Origin of the sequence: Rhizobium sp. AP16, assembly GCF_000281735.1 — a bacterium.
GTDB lineage: Bacteria > Pseudomonadota > Alphaproteobacteria > Rhizobiales > Rhizobiaceae > Rhizobium > Rhizobium rhizogenes.
In genome coordinates this window covers 37,146-62,175 of the sequence record NZ_AJVM01000022.1, presented here as the reverse complement: position 1 = coordinate 62,175, position 25,030 = coordinate 37,146, and the positions used below count along the sequence as shown (strand labels likewise).

18 protein-coding genes are annotated in these 25,030 nt (G+C 60.0%); 9 read left to right on the top strand and 9 right to left on the bottom strand.

Translation table 11 applies throughout. The annotated features are described in order from the left end of the window. Positions 1-722 (bottom strand): helix-turn-helix transcriptional regulator (locus tag PMI03_RS11070; RefSeq protein WP_007692982.1); only part of this gene is annotated, 722 nt, incomplete at its 3' end. Between the two features lie 121 nt (positions 723-843). Between PMI03_RS11070 and PMI03_RS11065 the strand changes: the two genes are divergently transcribed. Next, on the top strand, positions 844-2,424 hold the full coding sequence (locus tag PMI03_RS11065; RefSeq protein WP_007692979.1) for an ABC transporter substrate-binding protein: 1,581 nt from the start codon (positions 844-846) through the stop codon (positions 2,422-2,424). A 21-nt stretch (positions 2,425-2,445) separates the two neighbouring features. After that, entirely contained in the window at positions 2,446-4,449 is a 2,004-nt protein-coding gene (locus PMI03_RS11060; protein WP_007692977.1) for a CocE/NonD family hydrolase, read from the top strand. Here the strand turns inward: PMI03_RS11060 and PMI03_RS11055 are convergent, their stop codons facing one another. The 3 genes from PMI03_RS11055 to PMI03_RS11045 form a co-directional block, all read right to left on the bottom strand. After that, positions 4,450-5,364: an alpha/beta hydrolase gene (locus tag PMI03_RS11055; protein ID WP_007692975.1), complete on the bottom strand. Its 915-nt coding sequence runs from the start codon at positions 5,362-5,364 to the stop codon at positions 4,450-4,452. A 146-nt stretch (positions 5,365-5,510) separates the two neighbouring features. Next, positions 5,511-6,008, bottom strand: a complete 498-nt coding sequence (locus tag PMI03_RS11050; RefSeq protein WP_007692973.1) for a DMT family transporter — start codon at positions 6,006-6,008, stop codon at positions 5,511-5,513. Between the two features lie 3 nt (positions 6,009-6,011). Further along, positions 6,012-6,476 carry a DMT family transporter gene (locus tag PMI03_RS11045; RefSeq protein ID WP_007692966.1) on the bottom strand — a complete coding sequence of 155 codons (465 nt, stop codon included), beginning with the start codon at positions 6,474-6,476 and terminating at the stop codon, positions 6,012-6,014. A gap of 183 nt (positions 6,477-6,659) precedes the next feature. Between PMI03_RS11045 and PMI03_RS11040 the strand changes: the two genes are divergently transcribed. Continuing rightward, on the top strand, positions 6,660-7,553 hold the full coding sequence (locus PMI03_RS11040) for a LysR family transcriptional regulator (protein ID WP_007692965.1): 894 nt from the start codon (positions 6,660-6,662) through the stop codon (positions 7,551-7,553). Between the two features lie 17 nt (positions 7,554-7,570). Here the strand turns inward: PMI03_RS11040 and PMI03_RS11035 are convergent, their stop codons facing one another. Genes PMI03_RS11035 through PMI03_RS11025 form a run of 3 tightly spaced genes read right to left on the bottom strand, consistent with a single transcriptional unit; the run spans position 7,571 to position 13,572 of the window. Beyond that, positions 7,571-9,079: an efflux transporter outer membrane subunit gene (locus tag PMI03_RS11035; RefSeq protein ID WP_007692964.1), complete on the bottom strand. Its 1,509-nt coding sequence runs from the start codon at positions 9,077-9,079 to the stop codon at positions 7,571-7,573. A 56-nt stretch (positions 9,080-9,135) separates the two neighbouring features. After that, positions 9,136-12,270: an efflux RND transporter permease subunit gene (locus PMI03_RS11030; RefSeq protein ID WP_007692963.1), complete on the bottom strand. Its 3,135-nt coding sequence runs from the start codon at positions 12,268-12,270 to the stop codon at positions 9,136-9,138. A 9-nt stretch (positions 12,271-12,279) separates the two neighbouring features. Next, positions 12,280-13,572 carry an efflux RND transporter periplasmic adaptor subunit gene (locus PMI03_RS11025; protein WP_007692962.1) on the bottom strand — a complete coding sequence of 431 codons (1,293 nt, stop codon included), beginning with the start codon at positions 13,570-13,572 and terminating at the stop codon, positions 12,280-12,282. Positions 13,573-13,885: 313 nt separating this feature from the next. Between PMI03_RS11025 and PMI03_RS11020 the strand changes: the two genes are divergently transcribed. Both PMI03_RS11020 and PMI03_RS11015 read left to right on the top strand, forming a co-directional pair. After that, the gene (locus tag PMI03_RS11020; RefSeq protein ID WP_007692961.1) at positions 13,886-14,608 is read left to right on the top strand and encodes a response regulator; all 723 of its coding nucleotides are present in this window, start codon (positions 13,886-13,888) and stop codon (positions 14,606-14,608) included. Continuing rightward, positions 14,605-16,017, top strand: a complete 1,413-nt coding sequence (locus PMI03_RS11015) for an ATP-binding protein (RefSeq protein WP_007692960.1) — start codon at positions 14,605-14,607, stop codon at positions 16,015-16,017. The genes PMI03_RS11020 and PMI03_RS11015 overlap by 4 nt, the downstream gene beginning before the upstream one ends. A gap of 72 nt (positions 16,018-16,089) precedes the next feature. Here PMI03_RS11015 and PMI03_RS11010 read toward each other — a convergent pair whose 3' ends face one another. Beyond that, positions 16,090-17,133 carry a bifunctional 2-polyprenyl-6-hydroxyphenol methylase/3-demethylubiquinol 3-O-methyltransferase UbiG gene (locus tag PMI03_RS11010; protein WP_007692959.1) on the bottom strand — a complete coding sequence of 348 codons (1,044 nt, stop codon included), beginning with the start codon at positions 17,131-17,133 and terminating at the stop codon, positions 16,090-16,092. Between the two features lie 322 nt (positions 17,134-17,455). Here PMI03_RS11010 and PMI03_RS11005 point away from each other — a divergent pair, with 322 nt between their 5' ends. Continuing rightward, on the top strand, positions 17,456-19,459 hold the full coding sequence (locus PMI03_RS11005; RefSeq protein WP_007692958.1) for a bifunctional diguanylate cyclase/phosphodiesterase: 2,004 nt from the start codon (positions 17,456-17,458) through the stop codon (positions 19,457-19,459). 59 nt (positions 19,460-19,518) lie between these two features. On the opposite strand, the gene PMI03_RS11000 is transcribed toward PMI03_RS11005, so the two are convergent. Beyond that, positions 19,519-21,723: a TonB-dependent siderophore receptor gene (locus PMI03_RS11000; protein ID WP_007692957.1), complete on the bottom strand. Its 2,205-nt coding sequence runs from the start codon at positions 21,721-21,723 to the stop codon at positions 19,519-19,521. Positions 21,724-22,103: 380 nt separating this feature from the next. Here PMI03_RS11000 and PMI03_RS10995 point away from each other — a divergent pair, with 380 nt between their 5' ends. The 3 genes from PMI03_RS10995 to PMI03_RS10985 are packed head-to-tail and all read left to right on the top strand — an operon-like array spanning position 22,104 to position 25,029. Further along, a complete protein-coding gene (locus PMI03_RS10995) occupies positions 22,104-22,949 on the top strand; it encodes an ABC transporter ATP-binding protein (RefSeq protein ID WP_007692955.1) in 846 nt (281 codons plus the stop codon). Further along, positions 22,946-23,980 (top strand): iron ABC transporter permease, encoded by a 1,035-nt coding sequence (locus PMI03_RS10990; RefSeq protein WP_007692953.1) that lies wholly within the window; start codon positions 22,946-22,948, stop codon positions 23,978-23,980. Before PMI03_RS10995 ends, PMI03_RS10990 begins: the two co-directional genes overlap by 4 nt. Further along, positions 23,977-25,029, top strand: coding sequence for an iron ABC transporter permease (locus tag PMI03_RS10985; protein ID WP_007692951.1), 1,053 nt, complete (start codon positions 23,977-23,979; stop codon positions 25,027-25,029). The genes PMI03_RS10990 and PMI03_RS10985 overlap by 4 nt, the downstream gene beginning before the upstream one ends. Position 25,030 lies beyond the last annotated feature (1 nt).

Genomic DNA, 25,030 nt, shown 5'->3' with positions numbered 1-25,030 from the left:
GGCGGCAGCTGCCGTGACGATAGCGGCAGCGGCCCGCAGCGCGACAGAAGTTCGCGCAGATCAGGCTCGACGCCGACATGCCGCCAGATCATCCGTGAAGCATAGGGGAGGTTTTCCTTTCGCCAGGAGACGCCCATGGTCGTTCCGCGCAAATAAACCCGCTGGTGCTCGTCGAATGGCAGGAGGATCGTCTGCGACAACATGGAATTCGGACCGATAACACGCTCCGTAATGAAGATTCGGTTCCTGTAGAACGCCGCCAAACCCACATATTTTGAAAACTGTTGGATGCCGTTTCCAGGATCCCGAAGCCGCTCCATTGACTTGACGCGCACCAACCCACCCTGCTCGCTAAGGCGACTGCACGAACATACGACCATGCCCGGCCAAGACGGCGAGCGATGATAGGTCTGGAAATAGCCGATATGGCGCCTCAAGGCATGGAGATTTCCCGGAAACGCCTTGAAAAGCTCGGAACCTTCATTGAGCCCGACGGACGGGCCGCGAAGCCGCACGCGAAAAAGCTTGGGAGCGAGAAGGAAATCCGCTGCATCGAGATCAAAATAGGCGGCAATACGCGCCAGGTTATGCGCAGACGGCCTCGTTTCGCCGTTGATGTATCGATTGAACTGCTGCCGATTGATATCAATTGCACGGCATACATGCGAAATGGAACGCTGCGTGGCACATGCAATCTTCAGGTTTTCGACCAGGTGAGGCATCGGTAGCTCCGTCTTGATTACGCTAGCGTAAACTCGCGTAAAAATGCGTCAAGTCGCGAAATTGCGTGAGCGTGGCCGACCTCTACGTTCCCTCTTACAAAATTGAAAAAAGGGAACTGCAATGACGCATCAAAAAGATCAACTTTCGGATCTGAAAATCGGCCGCCGTCGCTTTCTCGGCGGTGCCGTCGCCCTCGGCGCTTTGCCGGGCCTCACCTCAGGCTTCTTGATGCCGCGTGACGCTCGCGCTCAGGAAACAAAACGTGGTGGCCATCTGAAGCTCGGCCTCAAGGGTGGTGCCACCAGCGACGCACTCGATCCGGCGACTTACAGCGCATCCGTGTTGTTCGTCATTGGTCGGCTCTGGGGCGATACGCTTGTCGAGTCCGATCCCAAGACCGGCGCGCCCTTGCCGTCACTGGCATCATCCTGGACGCCATCGGCGGACGCATCCGTCTGGACTTTCAAGATCCGGGACGACGTGCAGTTTCACGACGGCAGCAAGATGACCGTCGCCGACATCATCGCGACTCTGAAGCGGCATGCGGACAAAAATTCTCAGTCGGGCGCTCTCGGGCTGATGGCCTCTATCACCGGCATTGAGGAAAAGGCTGGTGACCTTGTCCTGACGCTCTCGGAGGGCAATGCGGACCTGCCTCTCCTTCTGACCGACTACCACCTGATCATCCAGCCGAAGGGTGGCGTTGAAAAGCCAGCGGCAGCTGTCGGCACCGGCCCTTACGTTTTGAAAAGCTTCGAACCCGGCGTTCGCGCCAGCTTTGAGAAGAACTCGAAGGATTGGCGCTCCGACCGCGGCTTTGTCGACAGCGTGGAAATACTCGTTATCAACGATAACACTGCCCGCATCGCCGCCCTTGCCTCCGGTCAGGTTCATTTCGTCAACAATGTCGATCCGAAGACGGTCCCGATGCTGAAGCGAGCACCGAATGTCGATATTGTCCGAAATGCCGGCAAGGGCTTCTATTCCTTTCTGATGCATTGCGATACGGCGCCTTTCGACAACAACGATCTCCGGCTTGCGCTGAAATATGCCATCGACCGACAGTCGATCCTGGATAAGGTGCTGGGCGGGTACGGAACGATCGGCAATGACTATCCGGTCAATTCCAACTACGCCCTGGCGCCGACCGACATCGAGCAGCGTCCCTATGATCCCGACAAGGCCGCCTTCCACTTCAAGAAATCGGGCCTCGACCGTCCAATTCAGTTGCTCACATCCGATGCAGCCTTTCCGGGCGCCGTGGATGCGGCGATCCTGTTCCAGGAGAGTGCACGCAAGGCCGGCATCACACTTGATGTAAAGCGCGAACCGGAAGACGGCTACTGGACCAACGTCTGGAACAAGCAGCCTTTCTGTGCCTCTTTCTGGGGCGGCCGTCCGACACAGGATTCGCGCTATTCCACCTCCTATCTATCGACGGCCGAGTGGAACGACACGCGTTTCAAGCGCCCCGACTTCGACAAGATGGTGCTGCAGGCAAGGTCAGAACTCGATGAGACAAAACGCAAAGCGCTTTATCGGCAACTGGCTCTGATGGTGCGAGATGACGGAGGCCTGATCCTGCCGGTCTTCAACGATTACATCATGGCCGCCTCGAAGACGGTAAAGGGATATGTCGATGACATCGGCAATGATATGTCCAACGGCTACATCGGCAGCCGTGTATGGTTTGATGCTTAAACGTCTTCGGGATAAATGATCATGGCTGAGCGCAGCTTTACCACCATCGAAAACCAATGGATCACCCTCAAGGACGGCACGCAGCTGGCAGCGCGCATCTGGATGCCGGACAATGCGGAGAGCGATCCCGTTCCCGCCGTCTTCGAATTCCTGCCCTATCGCAAACGGGACGGAACGAGCCCTCGGGATGAATCGACCTACCCGGTCTTCGCCGCTGCCGGCATTGCCGGCGTGCGTGTCGACATAAGAGGCTCCGGCGAATCTGACGGCATCATCGATGGCGAATATACCGAGCTCGAGCTTGCCAATGCCTGCGAGCTGATCGCCTGGATCGCCGCACAGCCTTGGTCGAATGGCTCCGTCGGCATGATGGGCATCTCCTGGGGCGGCTTCAATTGCCTGCAGGTCGCGGCCCTGAAGCCGCCGGCGCTGAAGGCTGTCATATCGATCGCCTCCACGGTCGATCGCTATAACGACGACATCCACTACAAGGACGGCTGCCATCTCTCGGCGCAGCTTTCATGGGCCGCTACCATGCTCGCGTATCAGTCCCGCTCCCCCGACCCCGAGATCGTCGGCGACCGCTGGAAGGAGATGTGGCTGGAGCGACTGGAGAACGAGCCTTTCTTCATGGAGGAATGGCTACAGCACCAGCGTCGTGACGACTATTGGCGGCATGGCTCGATCTGCGAGAATTTCGCCGAATTCGATGTGCCTTCCCTCGTCATTGCCGGCTGGGCGGATGGCTATCGCAACACGCCGCTCAAGGCGGTCGAAGGCCTTGGCGACAAGGCGAAGGCGCTCATCGGTCCGTGGGTGCATAAATATCCGCATTTTGCCTGGCCGAAGCCGCGCACCGATTTTCACGGCGAGGCGATCACCTGGTGGAATCGCTGGCTGCGCGGAGAGCAGAATGGCGCGGAGAGCATCCCACCGGTGCGCGCCTATATTCTCGACGCCATCAAGCCGGCACCGCGCCGCGATTTCGATCCGGGCTTCTGGATCGCCAAGCGCGAATGGCAACAGCCGGAGATGCAATGCTTCTATGTCGAACAATTCGGCGCGCTGATGGAAGGCATGCCGATCCCGCATGCGCCGGAGCATCCCGTCTATCTGCGCTCGCCGCTCGACACCGGCACGGCTTCCGGCGAATGGTTCACGCTGAAGCCGGACGCCGAAATGGCGATCGATCAGCGAAGTGACGATGCCGGCTCGCTGACGTTCCAGACTGCGCCGCTGACCGTCGATCATGACTATCTCGGGCGTCCGGTCATCACCCTCTCGCTGCGCTGTGATGCGGAGATCGCCAATCTCTGCGCACGGCTTGTCGACGTGCATCCGGACGGCACGGCGACGCGCGTCTCCTTCGGCGTGCTCAATCTTGCCCATCGCGACGGCAATGCTGAACCGAAGCCCCTGCAGAAGGGTGAGCCCACCACGGTGACGGTGACGCTGGATGCCTGCGGCTATCGTTTCCGTAAGGGGCATCGCATCCACCTGTCGCTGTCGACAGCCTACTGGCCGATGGTCCTGCCATCCCCGGAAGACCCGGGCCTGACGATCGACATTGCCTCGCTTGGTCTCGCTCTGCCGAAGCTCGGCGAACACGACATCATCGATATCAAGCAGCCTGACAATCCCGACCCGCTGCCGAAATATATCGAACACGCGCCGGGTTCGACCAAGCGCCAGGTCCTGCGCGATCTCGCCGCCAACAAGACCCATTATGAAATCCGCGAGGATACCGGCCTTTTCGAGCATCCGGGCACCGGCCTCTCCACCCGCCAGTTGCGCGACGAAGTCTGGTCCATCGCGCCGAACGATCCGCTGTCGATGAGCGGCACCTCGACCTGGACATGCGACATGCAGCGGCCAGGATGGTTCGTCCGCACGCTATCCACGTCAAAGATTTCCTGCACGGCGACAGACTGGATCATCAGCGCCTCCGTCACCGCCTTCGAAGGCGAGACGCAGATCTTCAAGAAGGTCTTCGAGGAGAAGCGTATTCCCCGCGATCTGATGTGATCAATTCGATCCGGCAAACCGGCTGACGGCGTCGCATATGGTGCGGAAGCCGGTGCGCGCGCCATCGCTCATGTGGCGCGCGCGCAGCCAGGCATGCAACATTTGCGGCTCCTCGCGGAACCAAACTTCGACACCTGCCTGCGCCAGCTTTGCCGCATAGTTGCGGCCATCGTCGCGCAGCGGGTCGAAATAGGCGACGGTGATGAATGTCGGCGGCAGGCCGGCGAAAGAAGACTGGGCGAGTGCCCCGGCGACAGGGTCGCCAGCCGGAGCCTGCAATACGCTGCGATAATAATTGACATCAGCAGTCGTCAGCCCCGGCGCGTTGGCCATTTCTTCATAGGAACCGGAGACCAGATCGCCGCCAAGCGCCGGATAGATCAGGACTTGCCCAGCAATGCCGGAAAGCCCTTCACCCTTTGCCCGGACAGCCAGCCCCGCCGCCAGATTACCGCCGGCGCTATCGCCGATCAGCACAACAGTCTTCCCCTCGGCGATCAGGTGCTTGAGGACGGCAAAACAATCATCCGTCTGCGCCGGCCAGCGGTGTTCCGGCGCAAGGCGATAGTCCACGGATATCAGTTCAGCTCCCGCATGATCGGCAATCTCGGCGCAGATTGCGTGATGGCTCTCGAGCGAACCGACCACAAAGCCGCCGCCGTGAAGATAGAGCAGGCATGTCGAGGTTCTGACCGTCCTCGGATGATAATGCCGGACCGGGATCCTGCCCATCACCAGCTTGTCTTCGATATGCATGCCATCAGGCAGCGGTCGATCGAACTGGCGGCAAAGAGCATCATACCACGCTCGCTGCTGCTCTATGGAGGCCGTCACCGCATCCGGCGGATAGAAGGAATCGCAAATCTCCATGAATTGCAGAATACCCGCTTCGGTCGGCATCGGGCTGGAACTCATGGAATGTCCTCGACAAAAGGGCTCGCTGTGCAACACACAGTAACGTCAACATAGCAGCGATCACAATCTCGGATCAGGCAGCACGCCGTAGATTTCCAGCATAAACGCGAGTAGCCCCAAGACATTCCCGTGTATCGGTCCAGGTATCACGGGATGGCGCGACGAGCGTGCTCACGATCCGGCACCGCATCTAGCGCTGCTTCGCGTTGCGCATTCTTCTTCGTGGAAGATGCCGACAGCCAGACGCCCACAATAATCAAGGCGGCGCCTGTGAGGGTGACAACCGTCGCGCCGGAAACTGGCCTGTCGAAACTGTCGATGACGATGCTTGCCAGCATCTGCGCGGCCACCACAAGGCTGGTGGTCTTGCTCGCCCCCAACCTCGGAATGACATGGCTGTTCAATGCGACAAAGATGACGCCCAATACACCTCCGAGCCAAGCATTCGCCGGCACACCCGTCCCCACCGCAAAATCGCTCCTGTAGAACAGGCCAATCAGCAGCGAGAGGAAAATGAAGCCGATGGCATGGTTCCAGAGCGATGTCCTGAGCGGCCCAACCTTCTTGCCGAGATGTCCATTGATCGCACGGCTCGTGCCGATCAAAATGCCGTTGAGCAGGGCAAGCGAGACAAACAAAAGCATCGCTCAGCTCCGCGCCAGAATGATGACGATGCTTCCGCACAACACCAGCGCGATAGCGCAGATATCGCGGCGATCCGGCAAGGTACGCCGCAGCCCCAGTATCCCGAAGGCATCCGCCGCGATGCCAAACACCATCTGACCGATCAGCATCAGCGCCAGCGTTCCGGCTAGCCCGAGAGCGCTGTTGACCGTGATGGCGGCCAGCAACACGGTGAAGGCCCCCGGAATGCCTCCGAGATAGGCCCAGAGCGGCCACCTGCCCACCGGCCTCGCCTGTATAGTGGTCGTTCGGGCAGGCACAAGCGTCACCAGAGCAAAGCTTGCCAGCACACCGATACCATGCGCGGTCCACGAGGCGAAAAGCGGCGAGCTATGACGTGCCAGCAAGCTGTTCCAGTCGATCATGACGGCCAGCACGATGCCGGCTATCAGCGCCAACGTAACATTCCATCCGTTCGCCCTACGCATGGCGCAAGTTCCGCCAGCAGGGGAACGGACGCAAACGGCGCGACACCGGTTGATGAGCACTCAAGTAGCTTCGGATAACAATAAACTGAATCATAAGGCAATTATCGCATTTGCGTGCGCTGGTGAAAGGCGCTGACTTTCCGGTCCATGCGGACTATTCTGTCCGCAATGGAGTTTTGACCCATGGAAAATTTCAGCGGACTGAAGGTCTTCGTTCGGGTGGCCGAAACGCGCAGCTTCGTCGATGCCGGCCGGCAGCTTGGCCTTTCTGCCTCGGCTATCGGCAAATCCGTCGCGCGGCTTGAAGAGCGCCTTGGCGTGCGTCTCTTTCACCGAAGCACCCATAGCGTCAACCTGACGCCGGAAGGGGCGATCTTCCTCGAACGATGCCGCCGCATTCTTGCAGAAATGGAGCTTGCCACGCAGGAGATGCAGCAGGCACGGATGGTGGTGCGCGGCACGATACGTGTCAGCCTGCCGACCTGGGCCGTGACATTCATGCCAGTCTTTGCCCGCTTCATGCAGATCTATCCGCAAGCACGGCTGGAACTCGACCTGACCGACCGATTGGTTGATGTCATCGATGAAGGCTACGATCTCGTGATCCGCACTGGGGACATGCGCGACTCCCGGCTGATGAGCCGCACGGTCGGGCACTTCCGGCACACGATCGTGGCGTCCCCCGCCTATCTCGCCGCCCACGGCATTCCGCAGCGCCCCGAGGATCTGCTGCAACATCTCTGCTTGCACCGCCGGCACCCGGAAACCGGCAGGATCGACACATGGCCGCTTGCCGAGGAAGGCGCGGATATCGAACTCGATCTCCCGATCACGGCGGTCGTCAATACGGTCGAGGCCAGAATAGAATTGGCGGAGCAAGGCGTCGGCATTGCCTGCGTTCCTTCGATGTCCGTCTCCACGCAAATCCAGGGCGGCCGGCTCGTGCCATTATTGCAGGACTGCGTGAGGGAAGCGGGCGTTCTCCGCCTTTTATGGCCAGCCAGCAGCAGCCCGTCCCACAACATCAGAACCCTGGTCGATTTCATCGCCCAATCGGCAATCACGCAAAGATCCTGACGACAGAATCGCCCTCCCTAGGAGGACGATCTTAGCCGAATTGGACTGCCCGTATCGACCACGGCAGGCTTTGAGCTGTCGATTGCACCGTCCCATCCGCCGCCGAGAGCCTTGTGGAGGGAAATGTAATCCGTCGCGATCGCGGCCTTGCTCTGGATGAGAGAGCTTTCCGCGCTGTAGAGCGAGCGTTCGGCATCCAGAACATTGAGGAAGTCCGTGGCGCCGGCCTTGTTCAACTGGCGCGAAAGGTCCGCGGCCGTGCGATAGGAGGAAGCCGAGGAAACGAGTTTGGCGTTCTTGATCTTCTCCTGCGTCAGCGAGACGATGGCATTCTCGACATCCTGCATGGCAGTCAGAACAGCCGCCTGGTAGGCGATATAATATTGGTCACGCTCGGCTTTGGCGACATCGACGGCTGCCTTCAACTGGCCGCCCTGGAAGATCGGCACGGTAAGCGTCGGCCCGAAGGCCCAGCCGATGGTCGACTTGCGGCCGAGATCGGTGAGATCGGTTGCCGACGACGTTATGCTGCCGGTGAGAGAGATCGACGGATAACGGTTTGCCTCGGCCACGCCGATCTTTGCGGTGTATTGCGCAAGCTGGCGCTCGGCGAGCCGAACGTCCGGTCGCGATGTCAGTATGTTGGCGGGGATGCCGGTTGAGACCTTGAGCGGAGGCTGCGGGATCGCAGCTGTCGCCTTCAGGCGCTCGTCCAGGGCCGCCGGCGGTTTTCCGAGCAGCACCGCGAGCTTATGCACCGACTGCGCGTAGGATATTTGATAGGTCGGAATATCGGCTTCCGTGCTGCTCGCTTCGCCATTCGCATTGGCCGCGTCCACGCCGGTCACGGTTCCCGCCGCGAATTCCTCCTGAGTGAGAGCGGCCGTCTTGCGTTGCGACACCGCCGTCCTCTTGGCCAGATCCCGCAGCGCCTGATATTCGCGTGCCTGCACGTAATATGTGGTGACGTCGCCCACCAGCGTAACCAGCGTGTCACGCAGATCCTCCTCGGCGGCATCGACGCCATAGCGCGCAGCTTCCGCGGAGCGCTTGTTGCCGCCAAACAAGTCGAGTTCCCAACTCGCATCAAATCCCGGCTGGAACTCATTATAAACGCTGGCGGCTGCACCGTCAGAAGCAGCCACCCGATTACGCGTGGCAGAGGCGGTGCCTTCGACGGTCGGGAGAAGCGTGCCATTCTGTTCCCGATAGGTGGCGCGCGCTTCGCGTATCTTCGCCTTGGCCGTCGCGACATCGAGGTTCGTCTGCACGGCCTCCTCGATCAACGCGTTCAAGGTCGGATCGCGAAACTGCTTCCACCATTCCGTGAGATTGGGCGAGGTCGCAGTCTTCGACGATGCCTGCCCGCTCCAACGGCTTGGCAAGGCTACGTTCGGCTTTTCGTAGTCCGGTCCGACAACGCAGCTCGTGAGGATCGTCGTGCAGCAGAGTACCGCTGCCAGTGGAATAAACTTCGATGTCCGGCGCGCTGGGCGCGCATGCTGCGTCGAATGAAGGACTGACATGAAATCCCTTTTCTATGAAAATGATGACTGAAGGAGACGGAAAGCCGAGATCTCCCTCAGCTTCCCGGATCGAGTTTCGCGTCCACCGTCGCCTGCACCTTGCCCTTGAAGATGCGGCGCACAGAGACGAAGAGCAGCGGGATGAAGAAGACGCCGAGCACGGTCGCCGAGATCATGCCGCCCATGACGCCGATGCCAATCGAGTTCTGGCTGCCCGAGCCCGCACCATTGGCGATCGCCAGCGGCATGACGCCGAGGATGAAGGCAAGCGATGTCATCAGGATCGGCCGCAGACGTTGGCGGGATGCCTCCAGCGTCGCGTCGATCAGGTTCTTGCCGCTGTTCTGCTGCTCGATGGCGAACTCGACGATCAGGATGGCGTTCTTGGCCGCCAATCCTATGGTCGTCAGCAGGCCGACCTTGAAGTAGACGTCGTTCGACTGGCCGAAGATGGTCGCGGCAAGCAGCGCACCGAAGATGCCGATCGGCACCGACAGCATGACGGCAAGCGGGATCGACCAGCTTTCGTAGAGGGCGGCCAGTGCCAGGAAGACGACGAGGATCGAGATGGCATAGAGCTGGCTTGCCTGATTGCCGGAGAGCTTTTCCTGGGCCGACAGGCTGGTCCATTCATGGCTGAAGCCGGGGGGCAGGGTCGCCATGATCTGGTCGATCTCGTTCATGGCATCGCCGGAGGAGACGCCGGGAGCGGCAGCCCCCTGAATTTCGACGGCCGACGAGCCGTTATAGCGTTCCAGACGCGGCGAGCCATAGGTCCATTCGCCGCTGGAGAAGGCCGAGAACGGCACCATGTCGCCACCGGAGTTGCGCACGTACCAGCGATCCAGATCTTCCGGCTGCATCCGGGAGCCCTCATTCCCCTGCACATAGACCTTCTTGACGCGGCCGCGATCGATGAAGTCGTTGACGTAGGTGCCGCCCCAGGCTGTCGACAGCGTCGTATCAATGTCGGAGAGCGTTATGTTGAGCGCACTCGCCTTTTCAGCGTCGATATTGACCGAATATTGCGGCGTATCCTCCTGGCCGTTCGGGCGGGTGCCGCTGAGCTTGGTGCTCTTGGCGGCGGCGCCCAGCAACTGGTTGCGGGCGGCGATCAAGCTGGCATGGCCGGCGCCATTGATATCCTTGATGAAGAAATCGAAACCACTGTTGTTGCCGAAGCCCGGGATCGCGGGCGGCGAAAGCGCGAAGACGCTGCCGTCCTTGATCTTCGAGAAGGCACCCATGGCGCGGCCGGCAATCGCCTGCGCCTTCGATTGCGGCGTGGTGCGCAGCGCGAAATCCTTGAGCTTGATGAAGGCGAGACCGACATTCTGGCCCTGACCGCCAAAGCCGAAGCCCGCAACCCCCATCACGCCGTCGACATAGTCCTTCTCGTTGTTGAGATAGTAGTCGGTAACCTGTCTCAACACCTTCTCGGTGCGATCGTCGGCAGCGCCGGCGGGAAGCTGGACGCTGGTGATCAGGATGCCCTGATCTTCATCCGGCAGGAACGAACTCGGCAGGCGGTTGAACAGATAGCCGACGGCTGCCGTGATCAGCACGAAGATAAGGATGAAGAGCGGCGTCCGCTTGATGATGCCGCCCACGCTGCGCTGATAGCCGCGCGTCCCTCGCTCAAAGTTGTGGTTGAACCAGCCGAAGAGACCACGTTGCTTCGATCCATGCTCGGGTTTCCTAAGGATCGTTGCGCAGAGTGCGGGCGTCAGGATGAGGGCGACAATGACGGAGAGCACCATCGCCGAGACGATCGTCACCGAGAACTGTCGATAGATGACGCCGACGGAGCCGGAGAAAAAGGCCATCGGAATGAACACGGCGGAAAGAACCGTGGCGATGCCGATCAGTGCGCCAGTAATCTCGCTCATGGATTTCAGCGTCGCCTCGCGCGGCGATAGTCCCTCTTCCTCCATCACGCGCTCGACGTTTTCGACGACAACGATGGCGTCATCCACCAACAGGCCGATCGCCAGCACCATGCCGAACATTGTCAATGTGTTGATGGAGTATCCGAAGGCTGAGAGAATGCCGAAGGTTCCAAGCAGGACGACCGGAACCGCAAGCGTCGGGATGAGCGTCGCCCGCAGGCTCTGCAGGAAGACGAACATGACGATGAAGACGAGCACGATGGCCTCGAACAGCGTCTTGACCACGTCCTCGATCGACAGCTTGACGAAGGGCGTCGTGTCGTAGGGATAGACGACCTCGACATTGGGCGGCAGTGTTTCCTTGAGATTGTTGATCGTCGACTGTACGGCCTCGGCCGTGTCGATGGCGTTGGCGCCGGAGGCAAGCATGATCGCGAGACCGGCCGAAGGGTGGCCGTTGTAGATGCTTGAGCTGGTATAGCTCTCCGCACCAAGCTCAACGGTCGCGACATCGTTGAGGCGCACCAGCGAGCCATCGGACAGGCTCTTCAGAATGATATTGTTGAACTGCTCCGGCGTCTGCAGGCGGCTTTTAGCCGTCACCGTCGCATTGAGTTGCTGGCCCTTGCGTTGTGGCAAGGCTCCGAGCTGGCCGGCCGATACCTGCGAGTTCTGCGCCTCGATCGCGGTAGTAACGTCGCCTATCATCAGCTGGTATTTTGCGAGCTTGTCCGGATCGACCCAGATACGCATGGCATAACCCGAGCCGAAGAGCTGCGTATCCCCAACACCGGAAACACGCTTCAGCGTGTCGTTCAACGTGCTGTTGATGTAGTCGGCGATGTCATTGGAACTGAGCTTGCCGTCGGTGGAGACGAAGCCGATGACCATCAGGAAGTTCGATGTCGACTTCGACACCGTGATGCCGGTGGTCTGGACGGTCGTCGGCAATTGCGCGGTGACAAGCTGCAGCTTGTTCTGCACCTGCATCTGCGCGACGTCGGCGTCGGCCTTGTTGGTGAAGGTCAGCGAGATCGAAGCCTGGCCCGTCGAGGTCGACGTCGACGTCATATAGTCGAGATTATCGATGCCGGTCATGCCTTGCTCGATGACCTTGGTCACCGAGTTCTCAACGGTCGCGGCATCGGCGCCGGAATAGGTTGCGGTGATACGGACCGTGGTCGGGGCGATCTGCGGATATTGCGAGATCGACAGCGTCAGGATCGACAGCGCGCCCGCAAGCATGATGACGATGGCAATGACCCAGGCAAAGATCGGCCGGTCGATGAAAAAACGAGACATCAAACCACCTCACTTCACAATTGCAGCGTTGGCGGCTTCTTTGAGCTGGCCGGACGCGCTGGAGGATGCCTGCGAGAGTTCCCCCGTCGCGTCATTGACCGTGACATCGTCGACCTTCACCTCCTGGCCGTCGCGCACCCTTTGCAGCCCCTCGACAACGACCCGGTCGCCGTCCTGAAGGCCCTGGTTGACCAGCCAGCTATTGCCGATGCTGCGCTGGACACTGAGAGTGCGCTGCTGCACCTTTCCATTGGCATCTATGAAGAAGGCGGTGGGCTCACCCTTGGTGTTGCGGGTGACCGCACGCTGCGGCACGAGATAGCTGTTCGGGGCGACACCCTCCGCGATTGTTGCCCGCACATACATGCCGGGCAGTAGCAGGCGGTCCGGATTGGGGAAGACCGCGCGAGCAGTAACGGTCCCCACGGTTTCGGACACGGATGCCTCGAGGAATGCGAAGGTCCCGGGCTCGGAATATTGCGATCCGTCCTCAAGCTTGAGATTGACCGAGACGTTGTCGCCGCTGGTCTTCAACCGGCCTTCGGCGACCGCGCGACGGAATGCCAGGAGGTTCGTGCTCGATTGAGTCACATCGACATTGATCGGATCGAGCTGGTTGATGGTCGCGAGCGCCGTCGTCTGCTCGGCGGTGACGAGGGCGCCGACGGTGACCGAGGAGGCATCGATGCGTCCGGAAATCGGCGCGCGGATCTTGGTGTAGTCGAGGTTGATGCGCGCTGTCTCCAGGGCGGCCTTGGCGGAAGCGACATCGGCCTTTGCCTGCGCCAGGGTGGAAAGCGCGTCATCCAGATCCTGCCTGCTGACTGCGTCCTGCGCCGTCAGGCCCTTGTAGCGATCCACTTTCGACTGGGCGCTCGGCACGGCACCCTCCGCCTTCTGCAAGCTAGCAACGGCGCTGTCGTAGGAGGCCTGGTAGGAACTCGGATCGATTTCATAGAGCACGTCGCCGGCGGCGACTTCGCTGCCTTCCTTGAAATTGCGCGCCCTTATGATCCCGCCGACCTGCGGCCGAACCTCGGCGATCAGGGAGGCCGCCGTGCGACCGGGAACTTCCGCCGTGATAGCCACCGATTGCGGATGCAGCGTCATGGCGCTGACTTCCACCTTGACCGCACCCATTGGATTCTGTGTGCTTGATTGCTCGGAGCACGACTGCAACGCGATGCCCATCGACAACAGCATAGGCAGCATCAGCGCCGACATCGGGATTTTGTTGTGAACGGCTGGAACGCAGGCGGGCCGGAGATGCGGCAAGTGGCTAAAGCGAAATTTGATACTCATAAGAGGTCTGTCCAATCGCGAATTCAACAATACAAAGGGCCGGATGGCGGGTTTGACATGGCCGTCAGCGCGATGTCCGCAGACACAGCTCCAACGCCAGCATCCGGAAAGCCGGATCAAGTTGAGCGGACCATCGCCGAGAGATGTCATCAAAGTTTGCCAACAGCGGGCAATTCGGTAATCAATTCTGTCACGGTCCGGCGACCGTGACATTTGGTTACAATTTTGATGTTGCGGGAAACGTCCCGAAAACTTCAAAGACGCATATCAAGCGTTCCTCGGGCGGAAGCCTTTGGAAACAAAGGAACCAGCAATGCAACGAACACCCCATGTCCTCGTCGTCGACGACCACAAGGAGATCCGCGACCTCCTGGCCAAGTATCTTGCCAAGAACGGACTGCGCGTCAGCACGGCGAACGGCGGGGCGGAGATGCGCCAGCAGTTGCGGACCGCCACGATCGACCTGGTCGTCCTTGATATCATGATGCCGGGGGAGGACGGACTATCCCTATGCAGGTCGCTGCGTCAGACGAGCATGGTGCCGATCGTACTTCTGACTGCAGTATCCGACGAAACGGACAGGATCATCGGCCTGGAGCTCGGCGCGGACGATTACGTCACCAAACCCTTCAACCCGCGCGAACTTCTGGCACGCATCCGCGCGCTGCTTCGCCGGGCCAATGCCACCGCGTCCGTGACATCTGATCCGGACCACAAGCGTTACCGCTTCGCGAATTGGACGCTCGACGTCTCGCAGCGATCACTTGTCGATGCATCCGGTAGCGAAGCGGCGCTGGGAACCGCCGAGTTCCGTCTGCTGCTCGCCCTCGTTTCACGGCCGGGCGTCGTTCTCACCCGTAACCAGTTGCTCGATATTACCGCCGGCCGGTCCGCGCAGGTTTTTGACCGCAGCATCGACAATCTCGTCAGCCGCTTGCGCCGCCGCATCGAAGACGATCCCCAGCAGCCGACGCTCATCAAGACCGTATGGGGAGACGGATACACCTTCGCCGGAACTGTCGAGGATGTGTCGTGAAGCATTTGCGCTGGTGGATATGGCCGCAGAACTTCGCAGCGCGGCTGATCATCTCGCTTGTCGCGGCTCTCGCACTCGCGCAGGTCGCCTTGATCGTCATCCTGAACAGCCAGCAGGACGGCATTGCCGAGCGGGTCGTCCATGGCCAGACCTTGAATGTGACCGCCACCCTGGCAAAGCTCCTTGCCGCATCCCCGGTCAACGAGCAGGATCGCATTATCGAGGCGTTTCGGGCGAGGCAATTGTGCGCCGGGATCGAAACGGCCCCCGCGGTCAGCCGTGAGATGAACGCGACTGAAAAGAACCTTGCCGATCGCCTCCTCCGGCAACTCCAGGGCCTGCATTCCGACGCCCCTCACATTGCCATCGAACAGGACATGGCTCCCTGTCTTGATCTCGCAAAGGGACCGGAGAATGCGGGGCAACCGCCTGATCCGAAGCTGCAAGCGGGTGACGATTTCCCATATCCGTCGCGGATCGTTACTGTCATCACGCAGGTGCCCCTGCCGGACGGGCGCTGGCTTGTCGTATACAATGGCATAGCTCTCCCGACCTTCTGGAGTCCGGTCGCCTTTCTCTCCCTCTTCCTATCGTCGCTGGCGGCAATCGTCGCCGTGGCAATCGCGGTCCGGTCACAGACAAAATCCCTGCGCATGCTGGCAAGCGCATCCGAGCGGTTTGGCCGTGGAGAGACATTCTCGCCCCTGAAAGTCAGTGGCCCGTCTGAAGTCGCCGCAACGATCCAGGCGTTCAACACGATGTATCAGAGATTGAGCCAGTTCATGCGCGACCGGTTGCGCCTCTTTGCCAGCATTAGCCACGACCTGCGAACGCCGTTGACGACGCTGCGGCTGAAGGCCGAGTTCATCGATAATGACGAGGTCCGGGAGGACATCGTCGCCACGATCGACGAGTTGACGACCATCTGCGAGGCCACGCTTGCCTTCACGCGGGCCGAGGTCAGCACGGAAGACACCACCCTGGTCGATCTGGCCGACCTCATCCGACAGGTTGCGGAGGAGTTTCGGCTGACCAAAGGCAATGTCCATCTGGCCGCCTTGCCGTCGCTTCCCTACCCCTGCCGCCCCGTCGCCCTGAAAAGAGCCTTGAGAAACCTGGTGGAGAACGCCATTCGCTACGGTGGCACCGCATCCGTTACCCTTAACGATGCCGACGGCGAAGTGATCATATCGGTCGAAGACGATGGACCCGGCATACCGGATGAAGAGATCGAGGACGCATTTGAGGCCTTCGTTCGCCTCGAACCCTCGCGAAGCACAGAAACGGGCGGCCTGGGGCTCGGGCTGTCGATCGCCCGCAGCATCGTCAAGGCCCACGGCGGCACCCTGTTCCTGCTGAACCGCGAAGACCACGGCCTCAGAGCCGAACTGCGCCTGCCCTCGAAATAAACGAGCCCAGCAAAAAGCCGACCGGAGCTTCCCCCGGTCGGCTATTGGAAACGCTAATATCGCTTCCTCAGTTTAGCTGCGCTTCCTGAGTACGCCGTAGACGATATTGCGGTTCTTGCCGAAGAACACGCTCGCCTCGTAATCCTGCCCATCCGTGGTCGCATGGATGATCTTCCACATGTCGGCTTCCGAACGGAGCAACAGTGCCCAGTTCATGAAGGTCTCGATGTAGCCGTCGACCAGAATGGGATACGAATAGTTGGCGAACAGGAAGACTCCGCCCGGCTTCAGCATTTCCAGGCAGCGCTGTGTCAGCTTGATGGCGACCTTGTCGACCAGATAGTCATAAAGACCCGAGGCATAGACGAGATCGAACTGACCGGGGCTCGACCGCCGTGTCAGCAGGTCGCGAACAGAACCGTTGATGGCTTCGACCGCGGTTCCCTGGAAATCACGGGCAATCGTGCCGATGCTGATCGGATCCTGATCGAGAGCAACCCAGCGCTTGAGCGCCTTTTCACGCAGTGCCACGGAATGGGCCGCTTCGCGCAGATGTCCGGCAGCCACGCTGAGGACTTCCGTTTCCGATCCCCTCGCCGCCGCGACTTCATCCACATGACGCGCCAGGATGTCCCTGCGATCCCAGTTGGCGAGCGAGGACGGAGCGGTGCTGGTGTATTCGAAAAGCGCCCGGCCACGTTCGGTGGCCCTGGCGACGCTGTCCATGATGCTTTCGTGCCGATAGATGAAGTCGAGCAACGCAGCGTCGCCCGAATAGCCTCTCGGTTTATCGACGGACCACTTGGTCAGCGGATCTTCCTGAAAATACGCGGCAACCGGGTGGTTCTGGATGATCGGCACCAATTCCTGCCAAACGCGCGGATGCAACGAATGGCGGGTTTCATGAAGCGAAAGCGTAACCCGATCGATAATCTCGGTCGGGTTATAGTCTTTCTCGAATTGCTGGCGGGCGAGTTCGAGCAACAGGGCGATTTGCCCCTTGCCGACGATCAATTGCTCATCGAAACGGTCGCTCTTGGGTAGCTCCAGCTCGTTCGCGATTGCCGTCGGGGTAATCAGGCTATGGCCATCGAAATCTATCTTCCGTTGGTTCATGCGAGTTATCCTCTGTTAAATATGAGTAAATTATAAGTTACCGTTGATGGAACCCAGAACTTCTTCAACAGGTCGGTGTTCCACTAATTTCTATCATAATGTGAAACTTTTGATTAACCATAGGATTTCTTAAACATGCTTAACGCCGGGCATTTTCGACTTGATTTTAACGGGATATAAAAAGCGACGGCCTAATAGGTGGGAAAATGGCCGGTCTAACGCATCTTCTCAGTCCAGGGATGGATCAGCGACCGCACGATACGTTAATGGAATCCGCAGAGAAGATGCACTGCGAAGCGTAGTAGAGCGAATGGAACAGTGCATGAAGCGCATGTTTGCCAATTCGGCAGAGATCGATCTCGACAAGAGACTGCAGAGGCCGTCTCCGGCTGAGCTTCGCGAACTCTATCGACGAGACGATGAGATGGCCCGCACGGAAGCGGCGCGGCAAGGCCTATGGATTGCGGTCCTGGTCTACATACTGTTCTCGACCACGGACCTGTTGCTGATCCCGGATGTGGCGACCTATACGATCATAGCCCGTTTGACGGTAGGCGTGATTGCGCTTGCCGTCTTCGAAGGCCAGCGACACCTGAAGGTGAGTATCACATATCTCGACCGCACCAGCGCCATGGCGCTGGTCTTGGGATATGCCGTGTGGATATTCCCGGCAATCCGGACCATCCATACCGATAGCCTGTCCTATTACATGATATTCGGCGCCATCTTCATGATGGGTGCCAATCTGTTTTTCAGCTTCCGATTCCTGCTATCCGTGATCGCGTCGAGTGCCGTGCTGGCGACCTTCTTGCTGTCTTTGACGGCGTTCTGGCCGACGAATATCTATGCGCTGGCCTTCAGCACGTTCTATGTCTCCTGTTTCGTCTTCACATCCTACGTGAACTGGAAGCTGAACCACGAGCGATACAACGTCTTCCTGAACGCGCTCGAAGCGCAGCTCCAGCACAGGGAGGCCACCGAACGGGGCGAGGCTCTGCTGCGGATGTCGAATACCGACTATCTGACGGGACTCGAAAATCGCCGGGCTGTCGACCACAGGCTGAGAAACTATTGGAAAGAATGGCAGGCCAATAGCCGTGGCTTCACGGCGATCCTTGTCGATGTCGACTTTTTCAAGAAATACAACGATTTCTACGGCCATCAGGAAGGCGACCGCTGCCTTATCCATATCGCAGCGTCGATCAAGGAGGCCGTGGCGCCCCTTGGTGGCTCGATCGGCCGCTACGGTGGCGAAGAGTTCATCGTGCTCGCCCAGTTTAGCGAGAAAGAGCGGGTAGCCTATCTTGCCGAACGGATCCGCAGCACTGTCGAGCAACTGCGCCTTCTCCATGAAGAACGGCGCGACGGCACTTCGGTCGTGACTGTAAGCGTCGGCGCCGCCTTCACCAGGGAGCAGAGCGGCGCGAAACTCGAAAAGATCATCCATGAGGCCGACCGCGCCTTGTACGGCGCCAAGGCGAGCGGACGCAACTGCACGCGCCTGTTCGACCCGAACGATCCCTACAGCAGCGATGAAAGCGAAAACATCGCGGCGCTATTGAAGATAGCTATCAATCAAAACCTTGTGTCGCTGGTCTATCAGCCGATCGAGGACGTCGCCTCCGGACGGCAGGATGTGGTCGAGGCACTCATGCGCCTCAGGACGCTTGACGGCAGCGTCATCCCTCCAAACCTCTTCATTCCGATCGCCGAGCGCACCGGCATGATCATCGAACTCGGCCGCTGGGTGATACGCACGGCATGCCGCGATCTTTTGGCGGACAATCATGTCCAGATCGCCAGCATTAATGTCTCCCCGATCCAGCTCAAAATGCCGGGTTTCGCGGCAAGCGTGGCGGCGATCCTTTACGAGACGGGCGTTTCCGGCAGCAGGCTGGCTTTCGAGATCACCGAGGGCCTCGAAATGGAGATGCACTCCGACATATTGAGATGCATCAACGATCTGAAAACGCTGGGGATCAGGATCTGGCTCGACGATTTCGGCACTGGCTTCGCCGGGCTGTCATGGCTGCGCCTGATCGACTTCGACACGGTGAAGATCGACCGCTCCTTCCTCCATGGCAGTGCGACCGCGAGGGGTAAGGCCATGCTTCAGGACATTATCGGCCTCATCCGCAACCGTGGGCCTAAGATTTTGGTCGAAGGGGTGGAAACCGAAAAACAACTCGCCTTACTGCGAGAGCTGCGCATCGACTACGCACAAGGCTATCACGTCGGGCGCCCGGCTTTGGCTCAGACCTTCCGCAACGACGCAGGAGAAGAGGTTCGCCCGTCATCGACGGCCGCACCATCATCATCGGCATGAGATTGCTCCCGCCTTCCTCAAGCGGGCGCATTTCCATCATCCATGCCTTCAGCTAACAATCAGAACTTGACGCTTGCGGAGAGAACCGCGCTGAAGGGTTCGCCGATCTGGTTGCCGAGATTGCTCGTTCCGATCGACGAGGTATAATAGGTCTTGTTGAAGATGTTTTTCAGATTGAGCTGCAGCGTCAGCGGCCGTTCCATCTGGAACGTATAGGCGGCGAAGGCATCCGCCACGATATAACCGGGCAGGAAATAGGCATTGGTGTTCATGCCCGCCCGCTTGCCGGCGCCGCGAAGGCCTGCGCCAACCTTCAGCGTGTTGCTGCCGCCGACCTCACCAAAATCATAGGCAAAGAACAGCGAACCGGTGTGACGCGGGACGTTGACCAGCTGTTTGCCGGCATAGGTCGGATCCTCGAGGACCTTGGCGTCCGTAAAGCCATAGCTGGCGATCATGCTGAGCTCGTCGGTAATCTCGCCGGCGACGTCGACCTCGACGCCGCGGGCACGAACCAAACCTGCCGTTTTGACGTAGGTTTCGCCGTCGATCGCTTCCGAATAGGCAACATTCTTCTTGTCGCTGGTATAGAGCGCGACATTGGCGGTCAGCCCCTCGGCAATCTCGAACTTGCTGCCGATCTCATAGGAGATGCCCTCCTCCGGTGGCAGGTTGCCATAATAGCTGGCAATCGAGGACTGCGGACGGAAGGTCTTGGCGACATTGGCGTAAAGCGAGACATCCGGTGTCAGCTTGTAGACGATGCCGCCGCGCGGCACCCACTTACCGCCATGACTGTCCGTATTGGTGATGAAGGGCCGCCCCTTGCCGGCCATCAGATCGTAATACTGATAGCGAAGGCCGCCGACGAGGATCCATTGGTCGTTGAGATGGAGCGAATCCTGGATATAGGCCGAGGCGGTGGAAATTTGCTCTGTCTGGTCGCTGTCGGCCTTCGAGACGGTCGTGCAAGCCGGCATTTTTCCATAGACCGGATTGTAGATGTTGAAGTTCACCGATTGTCCGCAGCGGATGAGATCGGTGCGCAGCGTATCGGCGTAATCATAGGAAGTGCCGAACAGCAATTCGTTGCGCAGACCACCGATCTCGACATCGCCGCTGAGATCGGCGCGGACGGCGTGATTATAGATCGTCGAGCCCTGCGTCGCGTCGGCGCGGCGCGTGACGTTGCCGGTTGCCGCATTGTAGGCCATGACCCGGGCCTGATTGTCGGAATATTCGTTATAGCTGTAGCCGTAATCGAGGCTTAGCTTCCAGTTTTCATTCAACTCGTGCTTGACGTTGATCGTCGCCATATCCGAGCTGCCTTTGGAGATATTGTAGGGCTCGTCGAAACGGATCTTCGGATCGACATTGACGGCGTGACCCGTGTTGAGATCGAAGATCGTGCCGCGATCGAAGGGAACGCTGTAATCCTCATGCGTATAGGAGACAGTGACCTCGGTATCCTCGCCATACCAGGAGAGCGACGGCGAGATGAGCCAGTCCTTCGTCTTGCCGAAATTGCGCCAGTAATCGACATTCTTGTATTCGCCGATCAGGCGGTAGGCGAAATCCGTGCCCACGATCGGCCCGGTGAAATCGAGGCCCGTCGAGCCGCCGCCGAAGCTGGAAGCAGTCCCGTAGATCTCGCCGCTGAAGGTCTGCTGCGGCTTCTTGGTGATGACATTGATCATGCCGCCCGGATCGAGAATACCGTAGAGCATCGAGGACGGGCCTTTCAGCACTTCGACCCGATCGGTGGTGGCGTTAAAGCTTCTCGGCAGCGCCGTCTTCAGGCCATTCGTCAGGATGGAACCGTCACGATTGTCGCCGAAGCCGCGGCGGATAACGGAATCCTGTGTGCCGCCGAGGGTGTTCGACTGGCTGATGCCGCTGATATTGGACAGCGCATCGTCCAGCGACTGCGCCTTCTGGTCTTTCAGCACGTCCTGGCTGACGACATTGACGGCCTGCGGGATATCGATCAGCGGCGTGTCGGCGCGCGTCGCGGTGACAGTCGACACGGGTTGATACCCCTTGGTCGCGCCATCCTGGCCACCGCTCTTGACGGTAATCGGCTTCAGAACCGTGTCACCGTCGACCCTGTCATTCTTCTGGGCTGCCACGGTTTCCGGCTTTTTCGGCTGTACCACGGCATCCTGCGCCATGACCGGATAGGCAGCGCACGCGCTCAATATCAAAAAGGCCGTTCGCACATGATGGATCTTTGCGCCCGCAACCGCCGTCTGCCCCTGCTTCATTCTGCCCCCGTATCCTTGCGGATATCGTCCAATTCCAACGCCTGATGTGAAGACCCGCGTGACCGTGGGTTTGGCGGCTTATTCTTTTCTTGAATGTAGTAGTCAACTTTTAATTCGATGAATTCTTTCCGGCCGGACGCGACACCGTTAGGCACGAGTGAATGAAACACATCCATTTACTCAAGTAGACCATCCGGAAATTCCATACTTTTCAGCAAGGTACGACAGTTCTCTTATCTTCCGGCATCAGCCCGCACTGGCCTCCCAATCCATTCCCCGCCCGCTGCTGCGAAGAATCCACGGAATTTACAACGCTGGAAATTTGACTACTACACTCAGGAATACTTTCCCTTGATACGGAAACAGACGCGAAAGAGTGCATGCGAGAAGGACAGAAAGAGATTTCGGAGCGACCGAACGGAGCAGCCACGCCTCTGCTGACCGTCGAAGGCGTCTCTGCAGGCTATGGCAAGCAGCTGATCCTCGACGGCATTTCGCTGTCCATTCCGGAAGCCACCATGACCATGCTCGTCGGGCCGAACGGCTCCGGCAAGTCGACGCTGCTGTCGGTCATGGCGCGGCTCCTGAAGCCGATGGGCGGGACGATCAATCTCGACGGCAAGGCATTGCACGCCATGCCGACGCGCGAGGTGGCGCGCAGGCTCGGTCTTCTGCCGCAAAGCCCGCTGCTGCCGGAAGGGCTGACGGTCTACGATCTCGTCTCGCGCGGGCGCTATCCGCATCAGGGTTTCCTCAAGCAATGGACGGAAGCTGACGAAGAGGCCGTTCAACATGCGCTGACGGTGACCGATACGCTGGACTTCGCCGGCCGGCCAGTCGACAGCCTTTCCGGCGGCCAGCGCCAGCGCTGCTGGATCGCCATGGCACTGGCGCAAGAGACGCCCGTCATCCTGCTCGACGAACCGACCACGTTCCTCGACCTGCATTACCAGGTGGAAGTCCTCGACCTCTTGCGGCACCTCACCCGCGAACACGGACGTACCATCGTCGCCGTTTTGCACGATCTCAATTTCGCGCTTCAATATGCCGACCGCCTGATCTTCCTGAAGGATGGCGCGATCGCCGGCATCGCCGAACACCCCGGCGAATGCAGTGCCGCGCTCATTCGCGACGTCTTCAACACCGAGGTGGTTCGTCTCGCGCATCCGGAAACCGGCCTGCCCCTTTTCCTTCCCTCGACCAAAGGGGCCAAGAGGGAGCGATGAGTGCGATCCCGGTTTCAGCCAGCTCCACACCACGGCGCGCGCGCCCGATGCGCAGCCTTCTTGCCCTCATGGCGCTGGCGGCGATCATTCTATTGCTGGCCTCGATCCATGCCGGCATCGGCGCGCGGCCGGTAGCACCGGCAACGCTGCTCAATGCCGTCTTCGCCTTCGACAGCCATAATTTCGAACATCAGATCCTGGTGAAGCTGCGGCTCGCCCGGCTTGCCGCCGCTCTTCTCGTCGGCGCCGCCCTCGGTATTGCCGGTCTCCTCTTGCAATCGCTGCTGCGCAATCCGCTGGGAGAGCCGCATGTTCTCGGCCTCAATGCCGGGGCAAGTCTTGCCGTCGTGTTGACAAGCAGCCTGCCGTTTCTGGCCGGTGGACTTGCCCGCCCGCTGGTGGCTGCACTCGGCGCCTGCCTGCTCTTTGCCGCGGTCCTCGCGCTCTCCTCCGCCGGCCGCGCGGGAATGACCATGCTGAAGGTCACCTTCTGCGGCATCGCGCTGTCAGCGCTCGCCTCCTCCCTCACCTCGGCAATCCTCATCCTCGATGAAGAGACATTGCAGGAGATGCGGCTCTGGCTTGCCGGCGATCTCGCCGGGATCGGCTATGAGCTGATCGGAGCGGCGCTTGCTCCCATCCTCATGGGAATGCTGCTTGCCTTCCTGATTGCACCGCGTCTGAATGCATTGGCACTCGGCGATGCCGCGGCGACCGGGCTTGGCGTGCCGGTCAAGAGCACCCGGCTGATCGGGCTTGCCGCCACGGCGCTTCTCTGCGGTGCTTCCGTCTCGGTCGCCGGCCCGATCGGCTTCATAGGCCTTATGGTTCCCAACGCTGCCCGGCAGCTTTCCGGCGGCGATCTCCGGTTCGCTCTGCCGCTTGCGGCGCTCAGTGGAGCGGCCCTGCTGCTGGCCGCCGATATCGCTGCCCGGATGCTGATGAGCCCGCACGAGCTGGCAACCGGTATCATGACCGCCATCATCGGCGCGCCGGTCTTCATATTCGCCGCCTCAAGGTATTTCCGATGAGCGTTGCGCGACAGAACGGCTATCATCTCGTGGTTCTGGGGCCGATGTCGCGCCGTGTCCATATGCGCAGTTGTGTCGTGCTTGTTCTGCTTTGCCTTTTCGTTGTTGCCATGGCCCTGGTCACCGCTCCACTCGGCAGCCATGAGGCAGGCTTCCGCGAACTCCTGACGGTGCTCTTCGACCCGGCTCAGGCGACCGGCGAAAGTCATCAGATCATCCGCGATTTCCGGCTGCCGCGCATCATCATGGCGGTGCTTTGCGGCGCGATGCTCGGGCTTTCGGGAGCCGCCCTGCAAGCGCTGACCCGCAACGGTCTCGCCGATCCCGGTCTGCTCGGCGTCAAGGAAGGCGCTAGCCTCTCGGTGATCACGCTGATCCTGTTCGTGCCGTCGGCGGGCCTCTATCTCAGGCCCCTCGTCGGCATGGCCGGCGGGTTTCTGAGCGCGCTTCTCGTCGCCTCGCTCGCGCGTGACTTGACACGCATGCGCTTCGTGCTGATCGGCATCGGGGTTTCCTGGCTGATGTCGGCAGCCCTTTCGGTGATCCTGACGACCTCGGATATCCGCGACGTGCAGACGGCCATGGTCTGGCTTGCCGGCAGTCTCAATGCCGTTTCCTGGGACGTTGTGCCGATCGCGCTTGTCTGCGCCACTCTTGGCGCCGCAATTCTGTTCCTGACAGCAGCCGCGGCTGACGCCGCCGTGCTCGGCGATCCCATGGCCATCGGGCTCGGCGTATCGCTGCGGCGGCTCTCGATCCTGCGCTTCGTCGCTTCGGTTCTTCTGACCGCCGCCTGCGTGTCCTGTGTCGGCAGCCTCGGCTTTGTCGGCCTCATCGCCCCGCATATGGCGCGGCTGGCGATCTGTGGCAGCGGCCAGTCGATGCTTCTGGCCGGCAGCGCGCTGTTCGGTGCAGCCCTGGTGCTGATCGCCGACAGCATCGGCCGCCTTGCCTTTGCACCGCTCCAGCTTCCCGCCGGTATCGTGCTTGCGATCGTTGGCGTTCCCGTCCTTCTGCTTCTGCTCTGGAAGCGCCGCAACCTTCTTTGAG